23 protein-coding genes and 1 tRNA gene are annotated in these 21,860 nt (G+C 33.4%); 9 read left to right on the top strand and 15 right to left on the bottom strand.

The genetic code is table 11. The annotated features are described in order from the left end of the window. Window positions 1-61 precede the first annotated feature (61 nt). On the top strand, window positions 62-931 hold the full coding sequence (locus JS605_RS00960) for a DUF4846 domain-containing protein (RefSeq protein WP_203255834.1): 870 nt from the start codon (window positions 62-64) through the stop codon (window positions 929-931). Here JS605_RS00960 and JS605_RS00955 read toward each other — a convergent pair. The 6 genes from JS605_RS00955 to JS605_RS00930 all read right to left on the bottom strand — a co-directional run bounded on the left by JS605_RS00955 (window position 924) and on the right by JS605_RS00930 (window position 8,331). Beyond that, window positions 924-3,782, bottom strand: coding sequence for a CHAT domain-containing protein (locus tag JS605_RS00955; RefSeq protein ID WP_203255833.1), 2,859 nt, complete (start codon window positions 3,780-3,782; stop codon window positions 924-926). The genes JS605_RS00960 and JS605_RS00955 overlap by 8 nt on opposite strands. A 54-nt stretch (window positions 3,783-3,836) precedes the next feature. Continuing rightward, window positions 3,837-4,577, bottom strand: a complete 741-nt coding sequence (locus JS605_RS00950; protein ID WP_203255832.1) for a tetratricopeptide repeat protein — start codon at window positions 4,575-4,577, stop codon at window positions 3,837-3,839. Window positions 4,578-4,583: 6 nt separating this feature from the next. Beyond that, a complete protein-coding gene (locus tag JS605_RS00945) occupies window positions 4,584-5,150 on the bottom strand; it encodes an RNA polymerase sigma factor (RefSeq protein WP_203255831.1) in 567 nt (188 codons plus the stop codon). 102 nt (window positions 5,151-5,252) lie between these two features. Beyond that, entirely contained in the window at window positions 5,253-6,308 is a 1,056-nt protein-coding gene (locus tag JS605_RS00940) for a Kelch repeat-containing protein (RefSeq protein WP_203255830.1), read from the bottom strand. 22 nt (window positions 6,309-6,330) lie between these two features. Next, a complete protein-coding gene (locus JS605_RS00935; RefSeq protein ID WP_203255829.1) occupies window positions 6,331-7,119 on the bottom strand; it encodes a hypothetical protein in 789 nt (262 codons plus the stop codon). 66 nt (window positions 7,120-7,185) lie between these two features. Continuing rightward, complete coding sequence (locus JS605_RS00930) at window positions 7,186-8,331, bottom strand: hypothetical protein (RefSeq protein WP_203255828.1); 1,146 nt, start codon at window positions 8,329-8,331, stop codon at window positions 7,186-7,188. Window positions 8,332-8,427: 96 nt separating this feature from the next. Here JS605_RS00930 and JS605_RS00925 point away from each other — a divergent pair, with 96 nt between their 5' ends. Together JS605_RS00925 and JS605_RS00920 are read left to right on the top strand one after the other, a co-directional pair. Then, window positions 8,428-8,805, top strand: a complete 378-nt coding sequence (locus JS605_RS00925) for a Na(+)-translocating NADH-quinone reductase subunit F (RefSeq protein WP_203255827.1) — start codon at window positions 8,428-8,430, stop codon at window positions 8,803-8,805. Continuing rightward, window positions 8,806-9,807, top strand: a complete 1,002-nt coding sequence (locus tag JS605_RS00920) for an FAD:protein FMN transferase (protein WP_203255826.1) — start codon at window positions 8,806-8,808, stop codon at window positions 9,805-9,807. It begins immediately after the preceding gene. A gap of 10 nt (window positions 9,808-9,817) precedes the next feature. Here the strand turns inward: JS605_RS00920 and JS605_RS00915 are convergent, their stop codons facing one another. From JS605_RS00915 to gpmI, 5 genes are all read right to left on the bottom strand, one after another. Continuing rightward, on the bottom strand, window positions 9,818-11,257 hold the full coding sequence (locus JS605_RS00915; protein ID WP_203255825.1) for an SLC13 family permease: 1,440 nt from the start codon (window positions 11,255-11,257) through the stop codon (window positions 9,818-9,820). Window positions 11,258-11,322: 65 nt separating this feature from the next. Beyond that, window positions 11,323-12,093, bottom strand: coding sequence for a class I SAM-dependent methyltransferase (locus JS605_RS00910; protein ID WP_203255824.1), 771 nt, complete (start codon window positions 12,091-12,093; stop codon window positions 11,323-11,325). A 152-nt stretch (window positions 12,094-12,245) separates the two neighbouring features. Beyond that, window positions 12,246-13,064 carry a type I methionyl aminopeptidase gene (gene map, locus JS605_RS00905; RefSeq protein WP_203255823.1) on the bottom strand — a complete coding sequence of 273 codons (819 nt, stop codon included), beginning with the start codon at window positions 13,062-13,064 and terminating at the stop codon, window positions 12,246-12,248. Next, a complete protein-coding gene (locus JS605_RS00900) occupies window positions 13,061-13,474 on the bottom strand; it encodes a BT0820 family HAD-type phosphatase (protein WP_203255822.1) in 414 nt (137 codons plus the stop codon). Before JS605_RS00900 ends, map begins: the two co-directional genes overlap by 4 nt. Before the next feature lie 50 nt (window positions 13,475-13,524). Next, window positions 13,525-15,042: a 2,3-bisphosphoglycerate-independent phosphoglycerate mutase gene (gpmI, locus tag JS605_RS00895; protein ID WP_203255821.1), complete on the bottom strand. Its 1,518-nt coding sequence runs from the start codon at window positions 15,040-15,042 to the stop codon at window positions 13,525-13,527. A gap of 248 nt (window positions 15,043-15,290) precedes the next feature. Between gpmI and JS605_RS00890 the strand changes: the two genes are divergently transcribed. Then, window positions 15,291-15,686, top strand: a complete 396-nt coding sequence (locus tag JS605_RS00890) for an ankyrin repeat domain-containing protein (RefSeq protein WP_203255820.1) — start codon at window positions 15,291-15,293, stop codon at window positions 15,684-15,686. Between the two features lie 394 nt (window positions 15,687-16,080). Here the strand turns inward: JS605_RS00890 and JS605_RS00885 are convergent, their stop codons facing one another. From JS605_RS00885 to JS605_RS00875, 3 genes are all read right to left on the bottom strand, one after another. After that, window positions 16,081-16,569, bottom strand: coding sequence for a COG1470 family protein (locus tag JS605_RS00885; protein ID WP_203255819.1), 489 nt, complete (start codon window positions 16,567-16,569; stop codon window positions 16,081-16,083). 101 nt (window positions 16,570-16,670) lie between these two features. After that, on the bottom strand, window positions 16,671-17,438 hold the full coding sequence (locus tag JS605_RS00880; RefSeq protein ID WP_203255818.1) for a M48 family metalloprotease: 768 nt from the start codon (window positions 17,436-17,438) through the stop codon (window positions 16,671-16,673). Between the two features lie 85 nt (window positions 17,439-17,523). Continuing rightward, window positions 17,524-17,976: a GNAT family N-acetyltransferase gene (locus JS605_RS00875; protein ID WP_203255817.1), complete on the bottom strand. Its 453-nt coding sequence runs from the start codon at window positions 17,974-17,976 to the stop codon at window positions 17,524-17,526. Between the two features lie 85 nt (window positions 17,977-18,061). Between JS605_RS00875 and JS605_RS00870 the strand changes: the two genes are divergently transcribed. Both JS605_RS00870 and JS605_RS00865 read left to right on the top strand, forming a co-directional pair. After that, window positions 18,062-18,487 carry a GNAT family N-acetyltransferase gene (locus tag JS605_RS00870; RefSeq protein ID WP_203255816.1) on the top strand — a complete coding sequence of 142 codons (426 nt, stop codon included), beginning with the start codon at window positions 18,062-18,064 and terminating at the stop codon, window positions 18,485-18,487. 47 nt (window positions 18,488-18,534) lie between these two features. Then, window positions 18,535-18,610: transfer RNA gene (locus JS605_RS00865), tRNA-Gly, on the top strand. Between the two features lie 43 nt (window positions 18,611-18,653). Here the strand turns inward: JS605_RS00865 and pepE are convergent. Then, window positions 18,654-19,361 carry a dipeptidase PepE gene (gene pepE, locus JS605_RS00860; RefSeq protein ID WP_203255815.1) on the bottom strand — a complete coding sequence of 236 codons (708 nt, stop codon included), beginning with the start codon at window positions 19,359-19,361 and terminating at the stop codon, window positions 18,654-18,656. 147 nt (window positions 19,362-19,508) lie between these two features. On the opposite strand from pepE, the gene JS605_RS00855 reads away from it, so the two are divergent. The 3 genes from JS605_RS00855 (at window position 19,509) to JS605_RS00845 (ending at window position 21,753) form a co-directional block, all read left to right on the top strand. Then, a complete protein-coding gene (locus tag JS605_RS00855) occupies window positions 19,509-20,306 on the top strand; it encodes a carboxypeptidase-like regulatory domain-containing protein (protein ID WP_203255814.1) in 798 nt (265 codons plus the stop codon). A gap of 95 nt (window positions 20,307-20,401) precedes the next feature. After that, entirely contained in the window at window positions 20,402-21,190 is a 789-nt protein-coding gene (locus JS605_RS00850; RefSeq protein WP_203255813.1) for a hypothetical protein, read from the top strand. A gap of 62 nt (window positions 21,191-21,252) precedes the next feature. Continuing rightward, window positions 21,253-21,753 carry a DUF6702 family protein gene (locus JS605_RS00845; protein WP_203255812.1) on the top strand — a complete coding sequence of 167 codons (501 nt, stop codon included), beginning with the start codon at window positions 21,253-21,255 and terminating at the stop codon, window positions 21,751-21,753. Window positions 21,754-21,860: the final 107 nt, after the last annotated feature.

Genomic DNA, 21,860 nt, shown 5'->3' with positions numbered 1-21,860 from the left:
GAAATTACTCTTAATTTTAACTGTATTCATACGAAGAAAAGCTTTATAACGTTTCTTAAGCATGAAGAAAATTTTACTTTTTGCGGGTTTTGTTTTAGTTTTTGGGATATCATACTTGTTGATGATGCCTCATCAGAATAGTATTGCTACTGTGTTAACTGCTAATGTATTTACAGACCTTTTAAACAGGGACAGTCTAACGATTAAGTCTAGAGTAAATCTACCTGAAGGATACACAAGGGTCACTTATCCAAAGGGTTCATTTCAAGAGTATTTGAGAAACTACGAGTTAAAACCATTTGGAACTAAAATTATTAATTATGATGATACTGAATACTTTTGGCAACGTGGACATATTGGAATTTTGGATATTCCAGTGCCTAAAAACGGATTACAACAGTGTGCAGATGCATTAATTAGAATACGTAGCGAATATCTTTGGGACACTAACAGAAAAAATGAAATTGGGTTTAACTTTACAAGTGGCCATTATTGCTCTTGGAAAAAGTACGCTGAGGGTTACAGACCAAAGATTAATGGAAATAAAGTAAGGTTTCAAAAAACAGCAACTGCAAATTACTCTAAAGATAACTTCTACAAATACCTTAACCTTATCTATATGTATTCTGGTACGTTGTCCTTATATAATGAGCTTCCCAAAATAAATGATGTAAAAAGTCTTAAGTTGGGAGATATGCTTATTAAAGGTGGTTCTCCTGGGCATATTGTTATGATTTGTGATGAAGCTGTAAATACAAAAGGCGATAAAATATATTTATTATTTCAAGGAAATACACCAGCGCAAAGTGTACATTTGGTTAAAAATTTAGAAGATACTAAATACTCGCCTTGGTATCATTTAGAGAAAGATGCTATTATACCTGTCTCTAATTACACGTTTTTCGACTCCAAGTTTGTAAGATTTAAGTAGCGCGCTTTGATTTTTTTCTTTTCAAGATTAAGTACGTGATTATGGCAAGTAGTAATGCTATCACAAAATACCATATTACATGTTTAGAAGATTGTAAATGTATTGGAGTGGTATCGCCAATTAGTACTAAACCCGCCCAATAGTTAGGGGCTATTGTTCTACCTTCGGCTTGAGACAAATAATGAAGTTTTGCCACCTGTAAAGCTTCATCCTTAGGCATTCCTTTTCTGATATTATTGAAGAAAAACTCAATAATTTGTGAACTAGATTTTTCATCGATTTTCCAACGACTAGTTAAGATACTCTCACTTCCTGCATAATTAAAAGCGTGTGCTAATGATATCATACCTTCTCCTGCTTGGTAGGTAGGTTTACCAGTCTCACAAGCGGTTAAAATAGCAAGGTTGGAGTTTAAGTTTTCATTGTAGATTTCATAGGTATACAGGGAGTTGTCATCACTTTCACTATTTTTGGCAAAGATTAAACGCGATAGTTCTGGAGAAACATTATTAGATTCAGCATGTGTGCCAATGTGTATTATTTTATGTTCGTTAGCTTCATTTTTAAAGATTTGTTTCGAGGCATTTTCATTTATAAAATAGTCACCATCAAATAAGCGTGAATACTCTTTGGCTAAATCTACACTGAATGGCTGTGGAAGAAGGCTTAAATATGTTTTATCCATTGATAGCGAATCACTAATGGAAACACTGTACTTTTTCTTCATATTCTCATTGAATTCAGGGGCAAATGCAATAAAGTCTTTAGGGTATTCTATAATAGTTTTAGAAGGTTCTACGAGTAAAAGGCTATAGTTATACGAAATAATGTGTTTTGATAATAAGCTTTTTGTAACGAGTTCTTTAAAAGATGTGATTTTAGAACTTGTTAAACTCTCAAAACTTAAATTAAATAAATCCCTATCTGGTATAATCACTATGTTTTTAGTTGTGATTTCGGGTGCAATAGGTTCCCATAAATCTTTGTAAAGCTCATGTAAAGTGTTTGCTGTTGTTTTTATGTCTAGTATATCTTGGGAAAGCGTTGTAATATGCGTTTTTAGATGATTAGTTTTTAATTTAAATAGTTTTTTATCGGTTTTGTTTATTACAGCAGTATATAACGTATCTCTTATATAAAGATACCTAACTATGGATGTGTTTTGCGGTATGTTTTTATGTAGACTATCTAAAGGCTCTTCTAAAGTGGCATAGCGCATTTTGTAATACTTAGGATGTTGATACTTTAATGAGTCTAAAAACGTATTCCATTGGTCGTTGGCTTTAAAAAACGCTTCTATGGATGTACTTGTTTCACTCAAAGCATTAATCATCTCGTCTTTTAAAAATTGCTCTCTAGCAATTATAGTTTTTGGGATATTTGAAAAACTAACCTTTTTTAGGTTTAACCTAGATCGTATTCTATTATAAAGGCTAGATTCATGGAGGCTGATGAGTTTGGTTAAATAATCATCACTTTTAGTTTTGTTATAGAGGTCTACAAGTAATTGTTTTCTAAAATCTATAAGCTCATTGTTTTCGGAAAGAAGAGTTTCAAGATCTGAAGGGTTTTTTATGATGGTTCTCTTTTTTTCTAAAATATCTAGCGCTTTTTTTGTCTGCTTTAAGATACTATCTAAACTGTGAATTGTATGCTTGTCTTTTAAAAAATATTCTGATTTAGATTTGATTAAAAGCGATATTGGTTTTCTTGTTTCGTTTTGAATAGAATCTAACAAACTATTCATTTTTAATTGTCTTTTTTCAAAAAACGAAAGTGCCTCGTTACTATACTTTATGGCGTTTTTATAGTCGTTTATACCAAAATAAACGTTCGCTAAATTTTGTACTTGGTAATATGCTAACAACAGATTTTTATAGGTGTTTTGTTGTGTAAAATTATAGCCTTCCATAGCTAAGGATAATGCCTTTTTCTGCATTCCAATTTTTGTGTAAAAATTAGACATCTCCACTAGCCCATCTAAAAACGAGTTTGAGTATACGCCATTAAAATTTTCTCTAAAAGCATCTTCACATAACTCATACACTTTTTTTGCATTTTTAAAGTCTTCTACATTCTCATATATTGAAGCTCTTACTAAATATGCGTAACTTTTTGCAAAAGGGATTTTGTCAATATTTTTGATGCCTTTGTCAATTATGTTTCCTGCTGTATCGTAGTTTCTAGCAATAAGGTGAAGGTGCCCAAGAATTAATTGGGAAATAATAAGGGCAGTATCATCAGGAGGTAAAATTTTTTGTTTTTTCTTGTAGGAGTACGTTGCTAAATTTATAGCACGCTCATTATCTCCAACACCTCTATAAAAACCAGCTAGATTATCAATACAAGCTAGTCTTTTCTTGATAGCTTTCAACTTTTTTTCTTCATCCTTTACTTGAGCAGTATAATTGTGGAGGTGTTTTATGGCCTCATGTAATGTAGAAATGGAAAGCTCTACGTGTCCTGTATTGAAAAAATTTAACGCTATGCTGTTTTTCGTGAGGCCCAAATTATATGCTTTGTCTTCATCTTTAAAGGCAGGGTTTTCAATGTATATTAAAGATTTTTTGAGATAGTAATTTGAGCTATCTAGCTGTTGGGATTTAACATTTACCAAACCTAGCAGATTGTAGGTTTTATACTTTAGGTGTATTTGGTTTTGATGGTTGTTGTTAAATGATTTTACGAGTTGATGAAGTGTAGTTTCAGAACCTTTATAATCTCTAGACCTATATAGGCTATCGGCCAAATCATAACTTTTTAAAAGCACATCTTTTTCAGGAGATTGTGCATCAATTGGTAAAACGCAAAAAATAGTAAAAAAGGTTAATATGATTTTGATATGTTTCATCAATGTTATGAAGCAACATGTTCTTTCTTTAGAGGAAAACCTTTTGCTTTTTAATTAGTTATCAAGTTCCTTTAATACAGTTTTACTTATTTCACTATTACTTAAACCTAGATTCTTTTTTGCAAGCTCAAGGTTCCCTTCTTTAATATATGCAAGTCCTAAGTAGAAATAGGCATCACTTAAAAATTCAAAACCATCTTTCGCTTCACTTGCGCGCTCTAAGTAAGGTATGGCTTCTTCAGCGTTTTTAGCAGCCAGGTGGGCAACACCCAAAAAGTAGTTTAGGGTATCGTTTTCGGGTTTTTGTTTGTTTAAAATGTTCCATTTATCAATGGCTATTTTATAGTCACCATGTTTGTAGCTTACCATAGCATCATAAAATTCAAAATTATTGGTACTGCTCATAGTTGTTGGTAAGCCAGGATCTGGTTTAAAGTACTTTGCATAAAGTGTTTCGTTTGGAGATCCACTAAAAAACCATATACTTCCAACCGCAATAATAATAGCAGCTGCAGCGGCAATTTTGCTATACCTTAAAAAACGAACTTTTTGTTCTGGGGTTGGTTCAGCCTTTGTTTGTGGGATTTCCTCATGAAATTCATTTAACTGTTCTTTTAAAGACTGGGCTTCTATACCAAAAAGCATAGTACGAACATCTTCAACCTGTGCTTTAAAATCTTCATCAAGATCTAAAAGTCTATTGAAGTCTTCACGCTCTAGGGTGCTTAGAGTACCGTTTAAGTAACGCTCTATGGTTTCTAGTAATTCTTCTGATATGTTGTTATTCTTTTTCAATGTTTGCTATTTTGAGGCTAAAACCACAGCTCTTAATTTTTGCATGCACCTGTATTTTTTATTACGAGCAGTGGTTTCTTCTATGTTTAATTCTTTAGAGATTTCTTTTAATGATTTCTTTTCAAAATAAAATGTTTTAAGGAGTTGTTTGCACGGTTGCCCTAGGTTTTCAAAAGCAGCCATAGTTAGTTTTAGCTTTTTATCTTCTAGCGTATCATATGTTTCTTCAGATTTCACTGTTTTTATAGTATCAGTATTCAATGGTTTTACATCCCTAAAGGCTTTAGATCTTAGAACATCTGTCCACTTGTTTTTACATATTCTGTATAAATACCCTTGTAGGGCACTATCGTTTTGTGGTGCAAATTTATTTTGTTTTATATGTGTCCAAACGGTAATAAATGCGTCTTGATAAATATCTTTTGCGTGTGCAGAAGAACCACTGTTTTTTAACACCAAAGCTTCTATTTTAGGATAATTGGATGTATATAGCGCTTTCAAGATGTTAGCATCATTTTCTTTGATAGCATCTACTAGTTGAGACTGACTCAATAAGTGTATTTTTTTCCCCATGAATTAATAGCTAGAGGAAAGATACAATTATTTCATATTGTTACAAATACTAGGCTATTAAATGACTATTATTTCGATTATCAACTTCATATTTTACTTTTTTTATTTAACAAAAATAGAAAGTGCTCTGGCAAAATTTTTACCATCGGTTAAATTTGTGGCAACGCCATTTTTCCAAACCGTTGCTGCTTCGTTATTTTCTCCTCTTTCAGTACCTGCTACATATACATCATTTTCATGTATAAAAATTGAATGTGCTCTTGCATAGTTATTACCATCGGTTAGATATGTAATGACTCCATTTTTCCACATGGCAGCAGCGTCTTCAAATTGATTGCCCAGATTTTCCATACCAACAGCGTATACATCATTTCCTGAAATTAAAACAGCTTCAACTAAAGCACTATTTGTCCCATCTGTTAGATCTATAGGTACTCCGTTTTTCCAAATTTTAGCAATTAATATTTTGTCTGTAGAAGTGTTGTACTCAGAGCCTCCAACATAAACATCGTCGCCATCTACATATACAGAACTAGCAGTTGCAAATTTAGTTCCATCAGTAAGTTGTGTTGCGATACCATTTTTCCAAACTACGGCTCTAAATTCCGACTGTATGTATTGCCAACCTGCGGCATAAACATTGCCATTTGATACAAAAACAGAAGTTGCTCTGGATTGAAAACCATCTGACAAATCGGTTGCAATGCCGTTTTTCCATACCCTAGCATTAAACCCTATATTTTCTATTTCATCGCCAGCAACATAAACGTCGCCGTTATCTACAAAGATTGATGCAGATGTGGAGTTTTTACTGCCATCTGTAAGTGTTGTTGCTGTACCATTTTTCCACACAGTAGCAATATTAAGTGAACCGTTAGATTCGTGCCCGGTAACATACACATCGTTACCTGCAACAAATACAGAACTGGCAGTTCCAGTACCGTTACTTTTAGCTATATTTCTTGGGGTGTTATTTACCCACAATTCAGCAACTGATGTTAACGCATCTATAGATTTTGTACCAGCAACATAAACGTTTAGGCCGGTTGTGTCTTCTTCCATTTTTTCACTCTCATCATTTTTACTACAGCTAATCGTAAAAAAAGAGATGACTAAAAGAGTTATAAAAAGGTTGTTAAAATGATTATTTGTTTTCATAATTATAAGTACGAGTTGTTTTTTATTTTACATTAGGATTATCAGGCTCGGGATCAAAAATATCTGGTGTTCCATCATTATCTCTATCTGATAATGGACTGCTCCCTGATGGATATAATTGAAAACTCATAGGTAAAAATATATCCATAACTAGATTAGCATATTCATTACTAGGTCCCGCAGATACTGATGAAGCTACACTTACCGTAAACAAGCTTTCCACATAAGTTGCTGCGATCCAAATGAGTGCTGTTGTATTGTTAAATTCTATCATTCTGGCTCTAAAAATTCTTGTGATACCATTTTCACTAAATACTATTGGAGTTGCTTCGCAAAGTGTATTATAATTAGCATTGAAACCAAAAGCATTGGTAACATTATTTACTTCAGTGTCTAAAATATTTGAGTCTGAAAAATTAACAGGATACGTTGAAATGGGAACGTATCTCCATACCACTGCACCGTCGTTCCTAATCATATTTACCCCAAAAGGATTGGTATTGGGATTTATATAATCAATAGCTTGATAACCTTGAGGGGGTGTTAAGGTTAGCGGAGGTAGATTCCTGTTGCTATGAGCATAGGAAAATGGTGCTTGAGGATTTTGCAGTACTGGTATTTGATTTAAGGGAATGGGATTGCCTTTGGCGTATTCCCAATACGCAGAGGTTGCACCTATGGGTAATTCAGGACAATTATCTTGTGTTGTAAATCCTACGAGACTATTAGCGTTATCATTATCATCATTCGAACTGCATGAGGTTAATAAAATAACAATGGCTAAAAGGCTGTATAACTTAAATGCTTTCATAGATGTTTTGCTTTAATAGTTTTTTGTTTATTGGTACATCGAAGTACTTTTAAAATGTCATCATTATTAGTTTTCAATATTGTATTGTGTCCAGTCTTGTTGGTTCATAGAATTATCTATGTTTGGGTTGTAAAGTGAATTATCGGTTCCCACATATTCATTATTCTGGTTCATCCAGTAATAATTATTTTGCCCTTCTACATAATACTGTTGTCCAGTATTTGGGCTAGATACCGTTGTGCGTTCCCATATACCATTATTTATGGATTTGGAATGTCCAGCGTTATTCATGTTATTTCTACGTTGCCAGCTTTCAAAACTACTGTCAGATATAGAGCTGTAGGTGTTACCAAGATTTCTAGCGGCTTGACCTTGTGCGTTGATTGCTGCCATACGTTGTTGGTGTTGTGCTGCACCTTGTCTTGATTTTTGTGAATAAAAGGTATTGTTACTTTGTACCCATTGTGGGTTAATTTCAAAATGCACTAACGCGTTGATGAATGCTTTTTTAGCACTTTCATATTCATGAATAGGAGCTTCCATAGCATTTAAGGTATATCCCCAATCCATACCTCCAGTAGTTGGATAATGGTTTGTGAAATATCGGATAATACCTATTGATTTTATTCCCTTTTTATCTATCCACTCTGTAGCGAGGCATTGAAATTGTTTGTTTTCGGGTATCCCTTTAAACAGGTAACTGTCAAAGCGTTTATCAAATTGGGATAGGGCTGGTAGCGAGAACTGATTTGTTAATTTTACACCTTGGGCTTCAGCATGCGGCAAAATATCTTCTTGAAGTACTCTATTTAAGTTTTTTACTGGTGCTACTGGCCTGCCACTCTGTTGTGTAATGTAATTAAGTTGTTGGTTGTTAGAGAAGAAGTAAGAAATAAAACGTTCACCATAGACCTTAATGTCACTGGAAGATTCAAATAAAATACCTTCGTTGTTTTTACGCTTTACCTTCCAGTCCTTTGGTATTGGCATAATACCTACAGGTATCCCAAATTGTTTGCTCATAACTTTATATCCCTTTAGGCTATGGGATATTTTGGGTTTTTGTTCCTCAAACTCTGAGGTGTTATTTTCATCTAATAGGGTTTCAGAATCATAACCAAAATCAGCAAAATCACTGTTGTTTTTTGTGTTTTGTCCACAAGAAAAGAGTAGTAGCGTAAGTATGCTAAGGCAATATAGTTTAGGTGTCATAGTACGTTTATTTAATGGGTTAACAATTACTTATATTACTACATCGAAAGTGCTTAAAAATGTCATCATCCTAGTAAGTTTTAGTATTTTTGCAGCATGAGTAAACCACTTTCTAAGCAGGAATTACATAATCTGGCAATGAATCATGTTGGAAAAGATTTGGAACAACGTGGTTTTGAATTTGTGGCTATTAATAGCCAACTTAAGAGACATCCTCAATTTGTATGTATCGACAAAAACAATCAGTATTATTTTGTAGTAGTTCGTGCTGTAGTTTTACCAGACAACCCCAATAACTATGATGTGGTTTGGATGGAGTCTTTTAAAAAGCATGCCTTTGAGAAAGATGCTAAGGTACTCTATGCTGGAGTAGGTTTAGGCAACCCTAATGGAGAAGATTTACCTGTATACCTTAACGAAGATTATTTAATAGAATACAATGGTATTCAATACATAGAATCAAACTTAAACTAGATGAAGAAGCTAATTACGTTTTTAATAGTTCTCATTGCATTTTCCTGTAAAAAACACCAACAAACATCTACCACTGTTGATACTTCTCATAATACAAAACTTTCTGGAGCTGTTTTTGGTACGAGTTATAATGTTATTTATGATGATGAAATTGATTATACAGTACAGTTTGATAGTTTGTTTGCTGTAATTAATAAGTCTTTATCAACATATATACCCAATTCAGATATTTCTAAATTAAATAGAAACGAACCTGTTGTTGTAGACCACCATTTTGAATGTGTGTTTTCAACTTCAAAAAAAATATACGAAGCAACTCATGGTGTTTTTGATCCTACTATTGGGGATGTTGTAAATGCGTGGAGTTTTGGTGCTGACCAAAATAAATTTTTAACTGATAGTACTACTATTAATGGGTTGATGGCACATGTAGGTTTTGATAAAGTAAAATTAGAAGGTAAAAAAATTATAAAACCTTTGGATGCCTACTTAGAGTTTAATGCCATTGCCAAAGGGTATGGCGTTGATGTAATCAGTGCATTTTTAGAAAGTAAAAACATCAATAACTATTTGGTTGAAATAGGGGGAGAGTTAAGGGTTAAAGGAGAGAATAAAGAAAAGCGTAAACCTTGGCGGGTTGGTTTAGATGAACCTAGGTTTGATGGGGAGCAGAGTGTTTTTAAAGCAATAAATTTAAAGGATGAAGCTATGGCAACATCTGGTACATATAGAAAGTTTAAAGTAGATGAAAACGGCAATAAATTTGCCCACATTATAAACACAAAAACGGGGTATCCTACCAGAACTAATATTTTAAGTGTCTCGGTTATTGCAAAAGACTGTATGGTGGCAGATGGTTATGCAACAGCATTTCAAGCCATGGGGATTGATGCAGTACAATCTTTTTTAAAATCGCATCCTGAATTGAAAGTATTTTTAATTTTTGAAAATGATGCTAATGCTCTAGAGACTTTAGCATTAAACGGGTTCCCTGAGAACTAATCTGTTTATGTTAAAAGATGAGCGGAACAACAAATTTAAAAACTCCAATTAATAAGAGCACAGCAATAAGATTTATTACCACACCCGCTTTAGCCATGTCGCTTACCTTAACGTAGCCACTGGCAAAAACTATGGCATTTGGTGGTGTAGCCATTGGAAGCATAAAAGCACAACTACTAGCCATAGTTACGGGGATTAAAAGATACAATATTGGTATATCCAAGCCAATTGCAATGCCTGCCACAACAGGAGCTAATACAGCGACTAATGCAACATTACTCATTAGTTCAGTCATAAAAAGCATAAGTATAATTAGCAGTGTTGCTATTAGAATAACACTAATATTAGCATTAGCTATGGTATCTGCCACCATGGCTACAATGCCAGTAGCCGACATGCCTTTTGCTAGAGCTAAACCACCACCAAATAGAATTAGGATGCCCCAAGCTAAATGTTTTGTGTCTTCCCATTTTAAAATGAAATCTCCTTTTTTTAGTTTATGGGGGATTGCAAATAGCGCAATTGCTCCAGCAATGCTTATGGTAGTATCTGATAATTTTAACTGGGGCAGAAGTGTATTTATGGTACTTCTAAAAATCCACAAAAACACCATAGATGCAAACACTATTAAAACCTGTTTTTCTTTCGCAGATAACTTTCCTAGTTTTTGTATTTCTTCATCAATAATAGTATTGGATGTGTTAAAATTTAAGCCAGTATTGGGGAATAACCATTTAACTATAATTAAATAAATAATGGTAATGAGTACAATGGAAAAAGGTAATCCTAAAAGCATCCATTTTAAGAATGAAATTTCGATTTGGTATTCATTCTCCAATAATCCCACTAAAACAGAATTTGGAGGCGTGCCAATAATTGTGGCTATTCCACCTGCATTTGCAGAGAATGCAATTCCCAACATAACACTCAAAGCAAAATTTCTGTCTTTTTTTGTGAAACCGTCATCATCATTTATTAAAAGCCTTATAACAGACATGGCTATTGGTAGCATAACCACAGTGCTTGCTGTATTGCTTATCCACATACTCATAAATGCTGTGGCTATCATAAAACCTAAAATAACTTTGTTTGGAGAGGTGCCTGTTTTTTTAATAATGTTAAGCGCAATTCTTTTATGGAGATTTACTTTTTCAAGGGCTAAGGCAAGCACAAATCCACCAAAAAACAGAAATATTATTGGGCTTCCGTAATTAGCGCCAACATCTGGTAGGGACATCACATTTAGTAATGGAAACAGGAGTAAGGGTAGAAGTGCGGTTACTGATATTGAAACAGCCTCGGTAATCCACCAAACAATCATCCAGAGTGCGGTTGCTATAACAAGGTCTCCTTTATTTGAAACTAAATGGGAGGGTAAAATATTTAGAATGATAAAAAGAAGGGGTCCCAAAAAAAGCCCTATGCGTTTGGATAAAGGTTGGTAAGTCATAAATAATTAGTGCCTTCTGAAGGTTTTTTATACGATTAAGATACTAATTTTTGAATTTTAAGAATCTAAATAGGTTTTGAAACTACAGGAATAATTTCCTCTTTATTTAAACAAAATACTTCTACATCAGCTTTTGGGAGTGTTTTAGAATAGGTTATTTCATCTACTTTAAAACCACACGCTCTTAGCTTATCAAAATAATCACGCCCATAAACCCTAACGTGGTCATACTGTCCAAATATTTTTGCACGTTCCTTTTTATCTGTAATAGAATCATCCTCAAAAGTAGTAGTTCTATTTAAGTCTTGTGGAATTTGGAAAACACCCCAGCCACCTGGTTTCATTATTCTATGTAATTCCTCCATAGCTTTGGTGTCATCTGGAATATGTTCTAGAACGTGATTACAAAAAATAACATCGAATTCTTTATCTTTAAAAGGGAGATTGCAAATATCAGCTTTTACATCTGCCAAAGGAGAATTTAAATCTGTAGTGAGGTAATCTAGATTGTCCATGTTCTTAAAACGTTTGTAAAATGCTTGTTCTGGAGCAAAGTGTAATACCTTTAATTGTGCTGTAAAGAAGTTGGTTTCGCGCTTAAGGTATAGCCAAAGTAAACGATGGCGTTCTAATGAAAGGGTAGATGGTGATAATACATTATGGCGTTGTTTTTCATAACCATAAGGCAGGAATGTTTTGAAGCTTTTGCCATCTATGGGATCTATATACTTGTTTCCTTTAAGAAAAACTACTAAAATAGGACGCACAATATAGCTTAGCCTAATTAATAAAGGTCTTGGAACTATATTTAATATGGTTTTGAAAAGCTGTTTCATATGGGATACGAATTTCTCAAATTAACAGTAAAAAAAACTAAAAAATAACCCTTTTGCAGTTAAGGCTATCTTCTCCAAATGTGACATGGGTTTATATTAATTAGAGTTAATTCGTATCAATAAAAGTATTAGGAAAAAGCGCTTTTGGGTATTTATATAGCTAAAGATTTTTGTCTGAACTCGTTTTCCTCATCACTAGTTATTCCCAAAGCTTCATAAATGTAAGCAAAGGTAGAAAGTAATTCGGGTTTACCATCTACTAATGCCACATTGTGCTCAAAATGAGCAGATGGTAAATTATCTAGGGTGGTTATTGTCCAACCATCTCTATGTTGCTTAATGCGTTGTGTGCCCATATTTATCATGGGTTCGATGGCTACAACCATACCTTCTATAAATTTTTTACCTCGCCCTCTACGTCCGTAATTTGGCATTTCAGGGGCTTCATGCATTTTCTTTCCTAACCCATGACCAACCAACTCCCTAACTACACCATAACCGTGGGCTTCGCAATATTTTTGAATGGCAAAACCAACGTCGCCCACCCTATTGTTCGCTTTAAATTCTCTTATGCCAACATAAAGGGATTCTTTCGTTACTTGGAGTAGTTTTTTGGTGTCGTTGCTAATTTCTCCAACAGCAAAGGTATAGGCATGATCTCCATAAAATCCATTTTTAAGAGCGCCACAATCAATAGAGATAATGTCTCCTTCAACTAAGGGTTCGTTATTAGGAATACCATGCACAACTTGCGAATTGGGGCTCATGCAAAGTGTATTAGGAAAATCGTACAATCCTAAAAACCCTGGCTCTGCTCCATGGTCTCTTATATGTTCTTCAGCAATTTTATCTAGTTGTAACGTAGTTATCCCGGGCTTTATTTCTTTAGCTAAAACGCCTAATGTTTTGGATACTATTAATGCACTTTCGCGCATTAGTTCTATCTCTTCTCTTGTTTTTATCTTAATCATTTTCTAAAAAAATCTAAAAAGCCTTTCTTCCTTTTGTACTCCAAGGGTTTAGCATCACTATTGGTTAATAATTGGTAAATTTCTCCCCAACCGTAAAAACCACCAATGTTTCTATCGTCGATAAATAAATCTGCATTTATTTTTCTACTGATGTCGTTGGTGTATTCTTCCTCAGGAAAACTTTTATTTACAGCATAAAACCGAATGCCGTTATCTTCGCAAAACTTAACAGCCTCGTCCAGTTTATCGCCACAACGGTAAGTCCACAAAATTAGTCTGTGCCCCTCTTCCTGAAGTTTTTTTAACGTCTCAAAAGCAAACATCTGTGGTTTGCCTATTCTGGGGTAGGCATCTTCTACAATAGTACCATCAAAATCAACTGCTATGATGAGTGTGTCTGCAAAATTCATTCAATTCAGGGTTTGTTTTTATGTAAAGTTAAGTCTTTTTCTTTATCTCTTTAAATCAAAGGGTGTTGTGTCATAGCTTCTGGTTGCTGTACACCAATGAGTTTTAAAATTGTTGGTGCTAAATCTCCAAGAATCCCGTCTTTAATTTCTTTTAAATCATTATCAATTAAGATAATAGGAACAGGATTTGTTGTATGTGCAGTATTTGGTGTGCCGTCTGGGTTTATCATAGTTTCACAGTTCCCATGATCTGCAATCAATAACGTAGTGTAATTGTTGTTTAAGGCAGTGGTAACGACTTCTTCTACACACTTATCTACAGCTTCACATGCTTTTATGGCGGCTTCCATAACTCCAGTATGCCCAACCATATCTCCATTGGCAAAATTTAGGCATACAAAATCAGCATCTCCTTTTTGTAATTCTGGTATTAAGGCATCTTTTAATTCGTAAGCACTCATTTCAGGTTTTAAGTCGTAGGTTGCAACTTTAGGAGAATTTCTTAAGATGCGTTGTTCTCCTGTAAAAGGCTCTTCGCGTCCACCAGAAAAGAAAAATGTAACGTGTGGGTATTTTTCTGTTTCGGCAATTCTAATTTGCTTTTTATTATGCTTTTCTAAAACCTCGCCTAGTGTTTCGCTTAAATTGTCTTTATTGAATACAACATTTATATTTTTATACTCATCATTATAATTAGTTAGGGTAACATAATGCAAGTTTAATGAATTCATGTTGTAGTCAGGAAAGTCTTGTTGCGATAATACTTCGGTTAATTCACGTCCTCTATCTGTTCTAAAATTGAAAAAGATAATCACATCGCCTTCTTTAACTTGTGTTAAAGGGATGTTGTTTTCATCAACAGCAATAATTGGTTTTATAAACTCATCGGTTATATCATTAGCATAACTTTCTTCGATAGAATTAACAATGTTTTTGGAAGTTTCTCCTTGGGTATTAACCAATGCATCGTATACTAATTTAATACGTTCCCAACGCTTATCTCTATCCATGGCATAATAACGCCCAGAAATAGTTGCGATCTTAGTATTTGTATTGGAAATGTGTTCTTCAAAATCTTTTACAAAGCCAGCTCCAGATTTTGGATCTACATCGCGTCCATCAGTAAATCCATGTACGTATGAGTTTTTTACTCCGGCTTCATTAGCGGCATCTATTAAACCTTTTAGGTGATTAATGTGTGAGTGCACACCGCCATTACTTAACAACCCTAAAAAGTGAACATCTTTATCATTTGTTTTGGCGTAGTTAAATGCATTAACCAAAACTTCCTCGTTATTTAAGCTTTTGTTTTCTACGGCCAGATTGATTTTAACCAGATCTTGATATACAATTCTTCCTGCCCCTAAATTCATGTGTCCAACCTCACTATTACCCATTTGCCCTTCAGGTAAGCCTACATGTAACCCATCTGTTCTCAAGGATGCACTTGGATATTTTGTATATAAATTATCTATAAAAGGTGTATTTGCATTATCAATTGCAGAAACTTTTGGATCAGGAGATTTTCCCCAGCCATCAAGTATCATGAGGATGACTTTTTTGTTCATTTGTGTTTGTTTAATTAAGCTGCAAAGATATGGAATTTAAAGGGATTGGAAGAGAGTATGATATTAAAAAACCAGTGTTTTTATATTTCTATTTGGAGCTTTTTTTGATAGTTTAAAATGTTAAAATGAGATATGTTAAACGTTAAAAAAATGTTATTTAAGATTTTTTAGTGTAACAAATTGATTTTTATGTCGTCTCTTTAGTGTAATCAAAAAACAATCATTAATCAAAATTAAATTCTTTCATCATGAAAAAATCAATCATTATTTCCGCATTTGCGTTATGTTTTTCTATTATCAGTGTTAACGCTACAACTTCATTTACACCAACAAAAGTATATAGCTCAGTAGCTATTTCAGAAGTAAGTCCGTTTTGTGTATCTATTGCCAAGGGCGATTTAGAAACGGTAAAAAAATTAATTGAGCTTGGTGCTAATGTAAACGAAAAATCTAATGGCATGACTCCTGCGATGTATGCGGCAAAGTTTAACAGATGCGATATTTTAAAACTTTTAATAGCTAAAGGAGCTAAATTAAAGGTAAAATCTACAAAGGGTATGACTGCTATGAAATATGCAAAATTGCATAAAGCTGTAGATGCCGAAAAAGTTTTAAAAGAGGCTCTTGCCAAAAAGAAAAAATAATTATTGAAAAACTATTATAATTATTTTGAGTTAGTCACAATAAAAAGCCCTTGAGAGAGGGCTTTTTTAATGTACAAGAGTTCTCGACATTTAGTTTCTGTTATTTATTCCCATAACTATGGGGCAATGCACAAGATTTAGGTTTTAGACACAATATTTAAACTAAAACAAGAGAAAGTAACTTATGTTTCTGCTTGAGGTATAACTCGTTGTATGTAGGTTAAAATTACAAGAGCTGAATCCATGTATGCTTATCATTCAAAAAAATAACTTTCGTATATAACTTTAAATAAAAATAGAAAACCGTCCCATTTTTTAATAGGACGGTTTTCTTATTCAACTAATTTTTAGTTTGGAAAAACTAATTAAATATAATTCAAGCACATGTTACTTATTATATAACTGTGGCTTTCAATTCAACTTTAATTTCCTCACCAATAGATGGTGTAAGAACGGCTTCTCCTGTATACACTCCTGGACCTAAGTTTGATGGGCCAAAGGTAAAATTAACAGTCATTGATTCTCCTGGATCAAGGGCTTTAAATTGAAACTCTACAGCAGCTTTTCCTGGGAAGTCAATAGAGGCGCTTAAGCCTGTTAAAACTTCGTTGGAATTGTTGGTTAAAGTAACGGGGACAACAGTGTCGTTATTACTTTTTGCAGTGTTTGTAGTGCTATTAACTTCTCCAAAATCAACACTGTAAGAACTAAGGATAATTAATCCATCTTGTCTGTCGTCCATTTCCTCCAGTTCATCTTTAGGGGTGTCATCACTATCACAACTAGTAAGCGTAAAACCACAAATTAAGAGAGCGATACATACTTTAAAGAGATTAATGGTAATGGGGCTTTGTTTTTTCGTTTTTTTGCGTGTTTTTAACATTTTAATTTATTTATAGGTTAAGTAATAATTCAAACGGCTTAAAAAAAACATTATTATGAGCTATTCAAATTATATTTTATTTTTTAACCTATATGCTTAAATTATAAGCTTTTATATTTTTCTATGGATTCTCTTATTTTTTCCATTCTATTTTCAGGATCTGGGTGTGTACTTTGAAATTCTGGAACGCGATTTGGCCCTGCAGCCTCTTTTAAAATTTTCATTACACCAATCATCTCTTTTGGATTATAACCAGCTTTTATCATAAATTTCACACCTAAATCATCACTTTCTAATTCATCATCCCTACCATTTGTTAACAAGGTTTGTTGTCCAATACCGCTTACTAATCCGCCCATATCTGCACCTACTGATCCTGCGGTTGCTAAACCCTGCCAATATTCGCTCTCTGCAATACGTTCTGCACTATGTCTTCCTAAAACATGACCTATTTCATGTCCCAAAACACCAGCCAATTGGTCTTCGTTCTCAAGTTTAGAGAACAAGGCATAAGTGATAAATATTTGTCCTCCTGGAAGTGCAAAAGCATTAATTGTTCTGGAATCGTTTAATAAATGGAATTCGTATCTGTATGGTGTGCTTCTAGCTACGCTGTTATTTACAAGTTTGTGCCCTACATTGTCTACTAATGCTTGATACTCGTTATTTGGATGTAACCCTCCATGTTGTTGTGCCATTTGAGGTGCATTTTGTATACCTATGGCAATTTCTTTATCTGGAGTCATAGATATGGTTTGCATTCTCCCTGTATAAGGGTTTTCCTCTCGTTGGCTACAACGTTTTAAAACAAAAAATAGGGCAATGGCGACTCCTATAAGTAGCCTTACTTTAAGATTTCTTCCTCTCATGTCTGACAGTTTTAGAGTAGTAAATTACAAAAATTTGGTGTATGTATTTAAGACACCTTTTTTATAAAAATGTCACATTAAGGTTTTACAAAACTTTATACATCCTAAAGTGCTCGCCGATATCAGAAATGTTAAATGATGTACCTTTTATTTTGTATGCCCTACGTTTATAGAAATTTAGGGCTTTTTTTCTGGCATTGCACCAAATAAGGTCTACGTTTTTGTTTGCTAATAGTGCCTCGCCATATTGCAATAGTATATTTCCTAATCCTTTACCTTGATAGGGTTGTAAAATGGCCATACCTCTTAGTTGGTATTGCGATGTTTTATTAAATAATTCATGTTTAGTTTGCATAAAAGATACCACACCTATTATATTATTTTTATGAAATAGTCCCAAATGTATAGTGGACGCTAAATTATCCCCAACAAAGGCGCAAGTAGCAATAGGTTTTCCAGTTCTTAAAACAGGATGCCTTACTAAGTACGTCTCCTCTGCTGATATTTCTTTAACTTGGTATTCCTTTTTTACTAACATTGTATGGGTTGTGAAGCGATATTCAAACTTAATAAAATTTAGTAATAACAAAATTTACTTTTTATCTTCACGTTAAAAATTTTATATGAGTTTTAGTTTTGGGATACTCAATAAAAGCGATATACTTAAAATAGTGCCTTTGGTTGAAAAGTTGAACGATTTTAAAGTACCTAAGTCTGTTTTAGAGGAGCGCTTTTTAGAAATGGCAACACAACATTATGAGTGTGCTGTAATTTATGATAATGATAGTATTGTGGGGGTTTGTGGTTTATGGTTTTGTACGAGGCACTATGCTGGAAAAAGTGTTGAGGTAGATCATGTTTATATTGAAGAAAACTACAGGGGAAAAGGTGTTGGGAAACAGTTTTTTAAATGGATTTACAATTATGTGGGTGACAAAGGTTGCAACACTGTGGAATTAAATACTTATGTAAGTAATTATGCCTCCCATAAATTTTATTACAACGAGGGTTTTAAAATTTTGGGTTATCATTTTTTAAAGAAATTATAATTTTCTTTGGTGTATTTGGGAAGTATTATATATTTGCCATCGCTAATGCGGGAGTAGCTCAGTTGGTAGAGCGTCAGCCTTCCAAGCTGAATGTCGCCAGTTCGAACCTGGTCTCCCGCTCCACAAGCCTCATGTTACATGGGGCTTTTTATGTTTAAAGATACATTTAATTTAATGTATCAAGATTGGTGTCCGGATTTATCTCGTAAGGTGGTTTGTTGTACTCAAAAACTCTTGCTTGTAATGTGCCTTTTAGTGTAATGTTTTTGTTTTCTATCCGTAACCAACTGCCTTCTCTTAACCCAACTACGGGTTGTGTGTTATGGTAATGAAACTCTTTAATTCTAGTCTCACGGGTTTCCCCCATATGTTTACTGTTTTTGTCTGGATCTAAATAGTGTGGGTTTATATTAAAGGGTACTATGCCCAGAGCATTAAAGTTTGGCGGGTATACAATAGGCATATCATTGGTAGTTTTTATTGTTAATCCACAAATATTGCTCCCTGCACTTGTGCCTAAATAGGGTGTACCTGCGTTAATGGTATCTTTAAGAGTGGTTATCAATTCATTTTTGTATAGTTGATGAATCAAAACAAACGTATTGCCCCCTCCTGTAAAAATACCTTCGGCATTTTTTAAGGTTTGTTTGGGGTTTTTAGAGGTGTGTAATCCAACAATGTTTTTTCCAATTTTAGAAAAAGCTTTACGTGCTATTTCTGTGTAATCATCATGAGAAATGCCACTTGGTCTTGCATATGGGATAAAAACTATGGTTTTTACATTTTTATATAGCACGGAAAGTTCTTCAAGTATGTATTCTAAATACCTACTACCGTGCAAAGTAGACGTGCTGGCGATAATTACATTTTTCATTTTATTTCAATATGGCGTAAATCTAACTATTTTTTTAACAAATATTAAGAGAGACATATTTTACAAAATGCGTTTTTAATCGTATTTTTAAAGGACAAAGAATTGCTTAATTTAAAAAACAATGCATTTTTGTTAAAAACCTAACCTATGAAAAAGATTGTATACGTATTACTGATTTTTGCTACCATGAATATAAATGCCCAAAACATTACGAGGACAGATGTTAAAGGTAAAATTGTTGTGGAGCACAGTGATATTTCTGGAATAACCATTTTTAATTCATCCTCTAACAAAGGTACGGTTACAGATAATAATGGAGAATTTACTATCGCCATAGCAGAAAATGATATTATAGAGGTTAGTGCTTTGCAGTTTCAAAACTTAAATTTTAAAGTGAATGCAGATATCATAAAATCGAAAAGCATGAAAATCTTTTTGATTGAAGAAATTAATAAGCTTGATGAGATTGTTGTAAAGTCCAAAGGGTTAACGGGTAATTTAATAACTGATATTGATGATTCTAAAACCTTTAATCCTAAGTTGGATGCACTTTATTTTGGCGTGAAACATAGTAGTGAGTATAATTTTGAAACCGATTACAAAACAGAGGTAAAAAATATTGGAGATGATATTCAGCGCAATACCTTGTATAATGGTTTAAATGTGGTAAATGTTGTGGACCAACTGTTGTTGCCTATCTTTAGATCTGAGGCCAAGGAGAAAAAGCCCAAGGATATGCCTGATGTACCTGCAAATGCCATAAAGTACTATTTTGCCTCGGAGTTTTTAGTTGATAATTTTAACATCCCAGAACACCGTGTTGAAGATTTTATAGCTTATGTGGAAAGTGATGATTTTGATTTTACTCTGCTTAATTATGGTAGGGAATTAGAATTTTTAGAACTTTTAAATCAAAAAAGCATAGAGTTTTTAAAGAAGGATTAAAGAGGGTAACTTCTTATTTAACAAAACTTTAGATGCATTTTTTATTTTGTTTAAGACTTTACTTCCGTTATTGAGGTTTTAAATATCCTCATTCTTTGAAGTTAACATTACCTCTTATAATTCTTTTTTCTATTCAGTTTGGGATAGCACAATCTACTGAAATTACTGGTAAAGTTGAAAGTAGCGCCAATGTGGAAAATATCCATGTAATTAATAAAACAGCAAAGAGGTTTACTATAACTGACAAATTGGGGAATTTTACAATTCCTGTAAGTATAAATGATACTTTAAGTTTTTCTTCGGTACAACATGAAGTAAAAGATGTTATAATTTCTAAAACTATTTTTGATTCAAGAACAGTTTCGGTTATTTTAGTTGAACAGGTTAATGCGTTAAATTTAGTGACAGTTGGTAAGGTGTTGTCTGGTAATTTAAGTTCAGATATTGAAAATGTAGAAGGTAGTGCACCAATTAATTTTTATGATGTAGGTATCCCTGGTTATAAAGGTAAGATTGCTACACAAAGTGAACGAAGACTTGCTGAAGCTGGTGAGTTTAAACCTAAAATGTTACTTGGAGCGTTAACAGGATCTATCCCGCTTGATCCAATACTTAATGGAATAACTGGCAGAACAAAAATGCTAAAACAACGCGTAAAACATGAACGTAATGAAGCGTTAATTGTTAAAATAAGAGAGACATTTTCAGAGACGTTGTTCAGTATCATTTCACTTGAAGAAGAATTTAGAATAGATTTCTTTTATTTCTGCGAGATGGATGAGAATTTCCATGAAAGGTGTCATGAAAAATCAGATTTAGAAATTCTAGAATTTTTAAAACAAAAACTTAAACAATATAAAGTAAACCAGAAGGACAAGGATTGATTTTTGGAATACTTTTTGAAAGCTTATAAAATAATTACATTAGCAGAAATTTTACAAAGGTTATGAGGTTCTTGAAAGTTGTCATTCTATTTCTTTTCGTTTTTACTGTGTCTTCTTTTTCTCTAGAGCATAAGTACTACATCAGTAATACACAAATTGAGTATGCTAAAGATAAAGCATCCGTTCAAATAATATCCCGTCTATTTATTGATGATTTCGAGGATGTACTAAAAGAACGATACGATGAAAGTTTAACATTTGATGATACGCAAAGTAACATAGATTTTTATGTGGACAAGTACCTTAGTGAAAAGTTAAGGATAAAGATAGATAACTCTGAAAAAAGTATGAATTATATAGGTAAGGAAATTGAGGCGGGAATTGTAAAATGTTACCTCGAAATTCAAGATGTCTCAAAAATAGAAACCATCGAGGTTTCTAATGAAACCCTATTCGATTTATATGCTACCCAACAGAATATTACAAAACTTAACATCAACTCTAATAGAAAGAGTTTTATTTTAACAAAGCAAAATGCTAAAGCAGTGTTAAATTTTAATTAAATTAAAGGACAAAACTTCTTTAAAGTCATATTTTAGCGCGCATTACGTGACATTTCTGAAAAAGTGTTACCAGAATTAACAAATTTTTTTAAAAATTATAATGTATC

This window comes from Hyunsoonleella ulvae (assembly GCF_016827605.1).
GTDB lineage: Bacteria > Bacteroidota > Bacteroidia > Flavobacteriales > Flavobacteriaceae > Jejuia > Jejuia ulvae.
This window is presented reverse-complemented; position numbering and strand designations above follow the sequence as displayed.

Coding starts and splice junctions, on each gene's coding strand:
- JS605_RS00960 (WP_203255834.1), top strand. CDS start 62: ATGAAGAAAATTTTACTTTTTGCGGGTTTTGTTTTAGTTTTTGGGATA.
- JS605_RS00955 (WP_203255833.1), bottom strand. CDS start 3,782: ATGAAACATATCAAAATCATATTAACCTTTTTTACTATTTTTTGCGTT.
- JS605_RS00945 (WP_203255831.1), bottom strand. CDS start 5,150: ATGGGGAAAAAAATACACTTATTGAGTCAGTCTCAACTAGTAGATGCT.
- JS605_RS00940 (WP_203255830.1), bottom strand. CDS start 6,308: ATGAAAACAAATAATCATTTTAACAACCTTTTTATAACTCTTTTAGTC.
- JS605_RS00935 (WP_203255829.1), bottom strand. CDS start 7,119: ATGAAAGCATTTAAGTTATACAGCCTTTTAGCCATTGTTATTTTATTA.
- JS605_RS00930 (WP_203255828.1), bottom strand. CDS start 8,331: ATGACACCTAAACTATATTGCCTTAGCATACTTACGCTACTACTCTTT.
- JS605_RS00925 (WP_203255827.1), top strand. CDS start 8,428: ATGAGTAAACCACTTTCTAAGCAGGAATTACATAATCTGGCAATGAAT.
- JS605_RS00920 (WP_203255826.1), top strand. CDS start 8,806: ATGAAGAAGCTAATTACGTTTTTAATAGTTCTCATTGCATTTTCCTGT.
- JS605_RS00915 (WP_203255825.1), bottom strand. CDS start 11,257: ATGACTTACCAACCTTTATCCAAACGCATAGGGCTTTTTTTGGGACCC.
- JS605_RS00910 (WP_203255824.1), bottom strand. CDS start 12,093: ATGAAACAGCTTTTCAAAACCATATTAAATATAGTTCCAAGACCTTTA.
- map (WP_203255823.1), bottom strand. CDS start 13,064: ATGATTAAGATAAAAACAAGAGAAGAGATAGAACTAATGCGCGAAAGT.
- JS605_RS00900 (WP_203255822.1), bottom strand. CDS start 13,474: ATGAATTTTGCAGACACACTCATCATAGCAGTTGATTTTGATGGTACT.
- gpmI (WP_203255821.1), bottom strand. CDS start 15,042: ATGAACAAAAAAGTCATCCTCATGATACTTGATGGCTGGGGAAAATCT.
- JS605_RS00890 (WP_203255820.1), top strand. CDS start 15,291: ATGAAAAAATCAATCATTATTTCCGCATTTGCGTTATGTTTTTCTATT.
- JS605_RS00885 (WP_203255819.1), bottom strand. CDS start 16,569: ATGTTAAAAACACGCAAAAAAACGAAAAAACAAAGCCCCATTACCATT.
- JS605_RS00880 (WP_203255818.1), bottom strand. CDS start 17,438: ATGAGAGGAAGAAATCTTAAAGTAAGGCTACTTATAGGAGTCGCCATT.
- JS605_RS00875 (WP_203255817.1), bottom strand. CDS start 17,976: ATGTTAGTAAAAAAGGAATACCAAGTTAAAGAAATATCAGCAGAGGAG.
- JS605_RS00870 (WP_203255816.1), top strand. CDS start 18,062: ATGAGTTTTAGTTTTGGGATACTCAATAAAAGCGATATACTTAAAATA.
- pepE (WP_203255815.1), bottom strand. CDS start 19,361: ATGAAAAATGTAATTATCGCCAGCACGTCTACTTTGCACGGTAGTAGG.
- JS605_RS00855 (WP_203255814.1), top strand. CDS start 19,509: ATGAAAAAGATTGTATACGTATTACTGATTTTTGCTACCATGAATATA.
- JS605_RS00845 (WP_203255812.1), top strand. CDS start 21,253: ATGAGGTTCTTGAAAGTTGTCATTCTATTTCTTTTCGTTTTTACTGTG.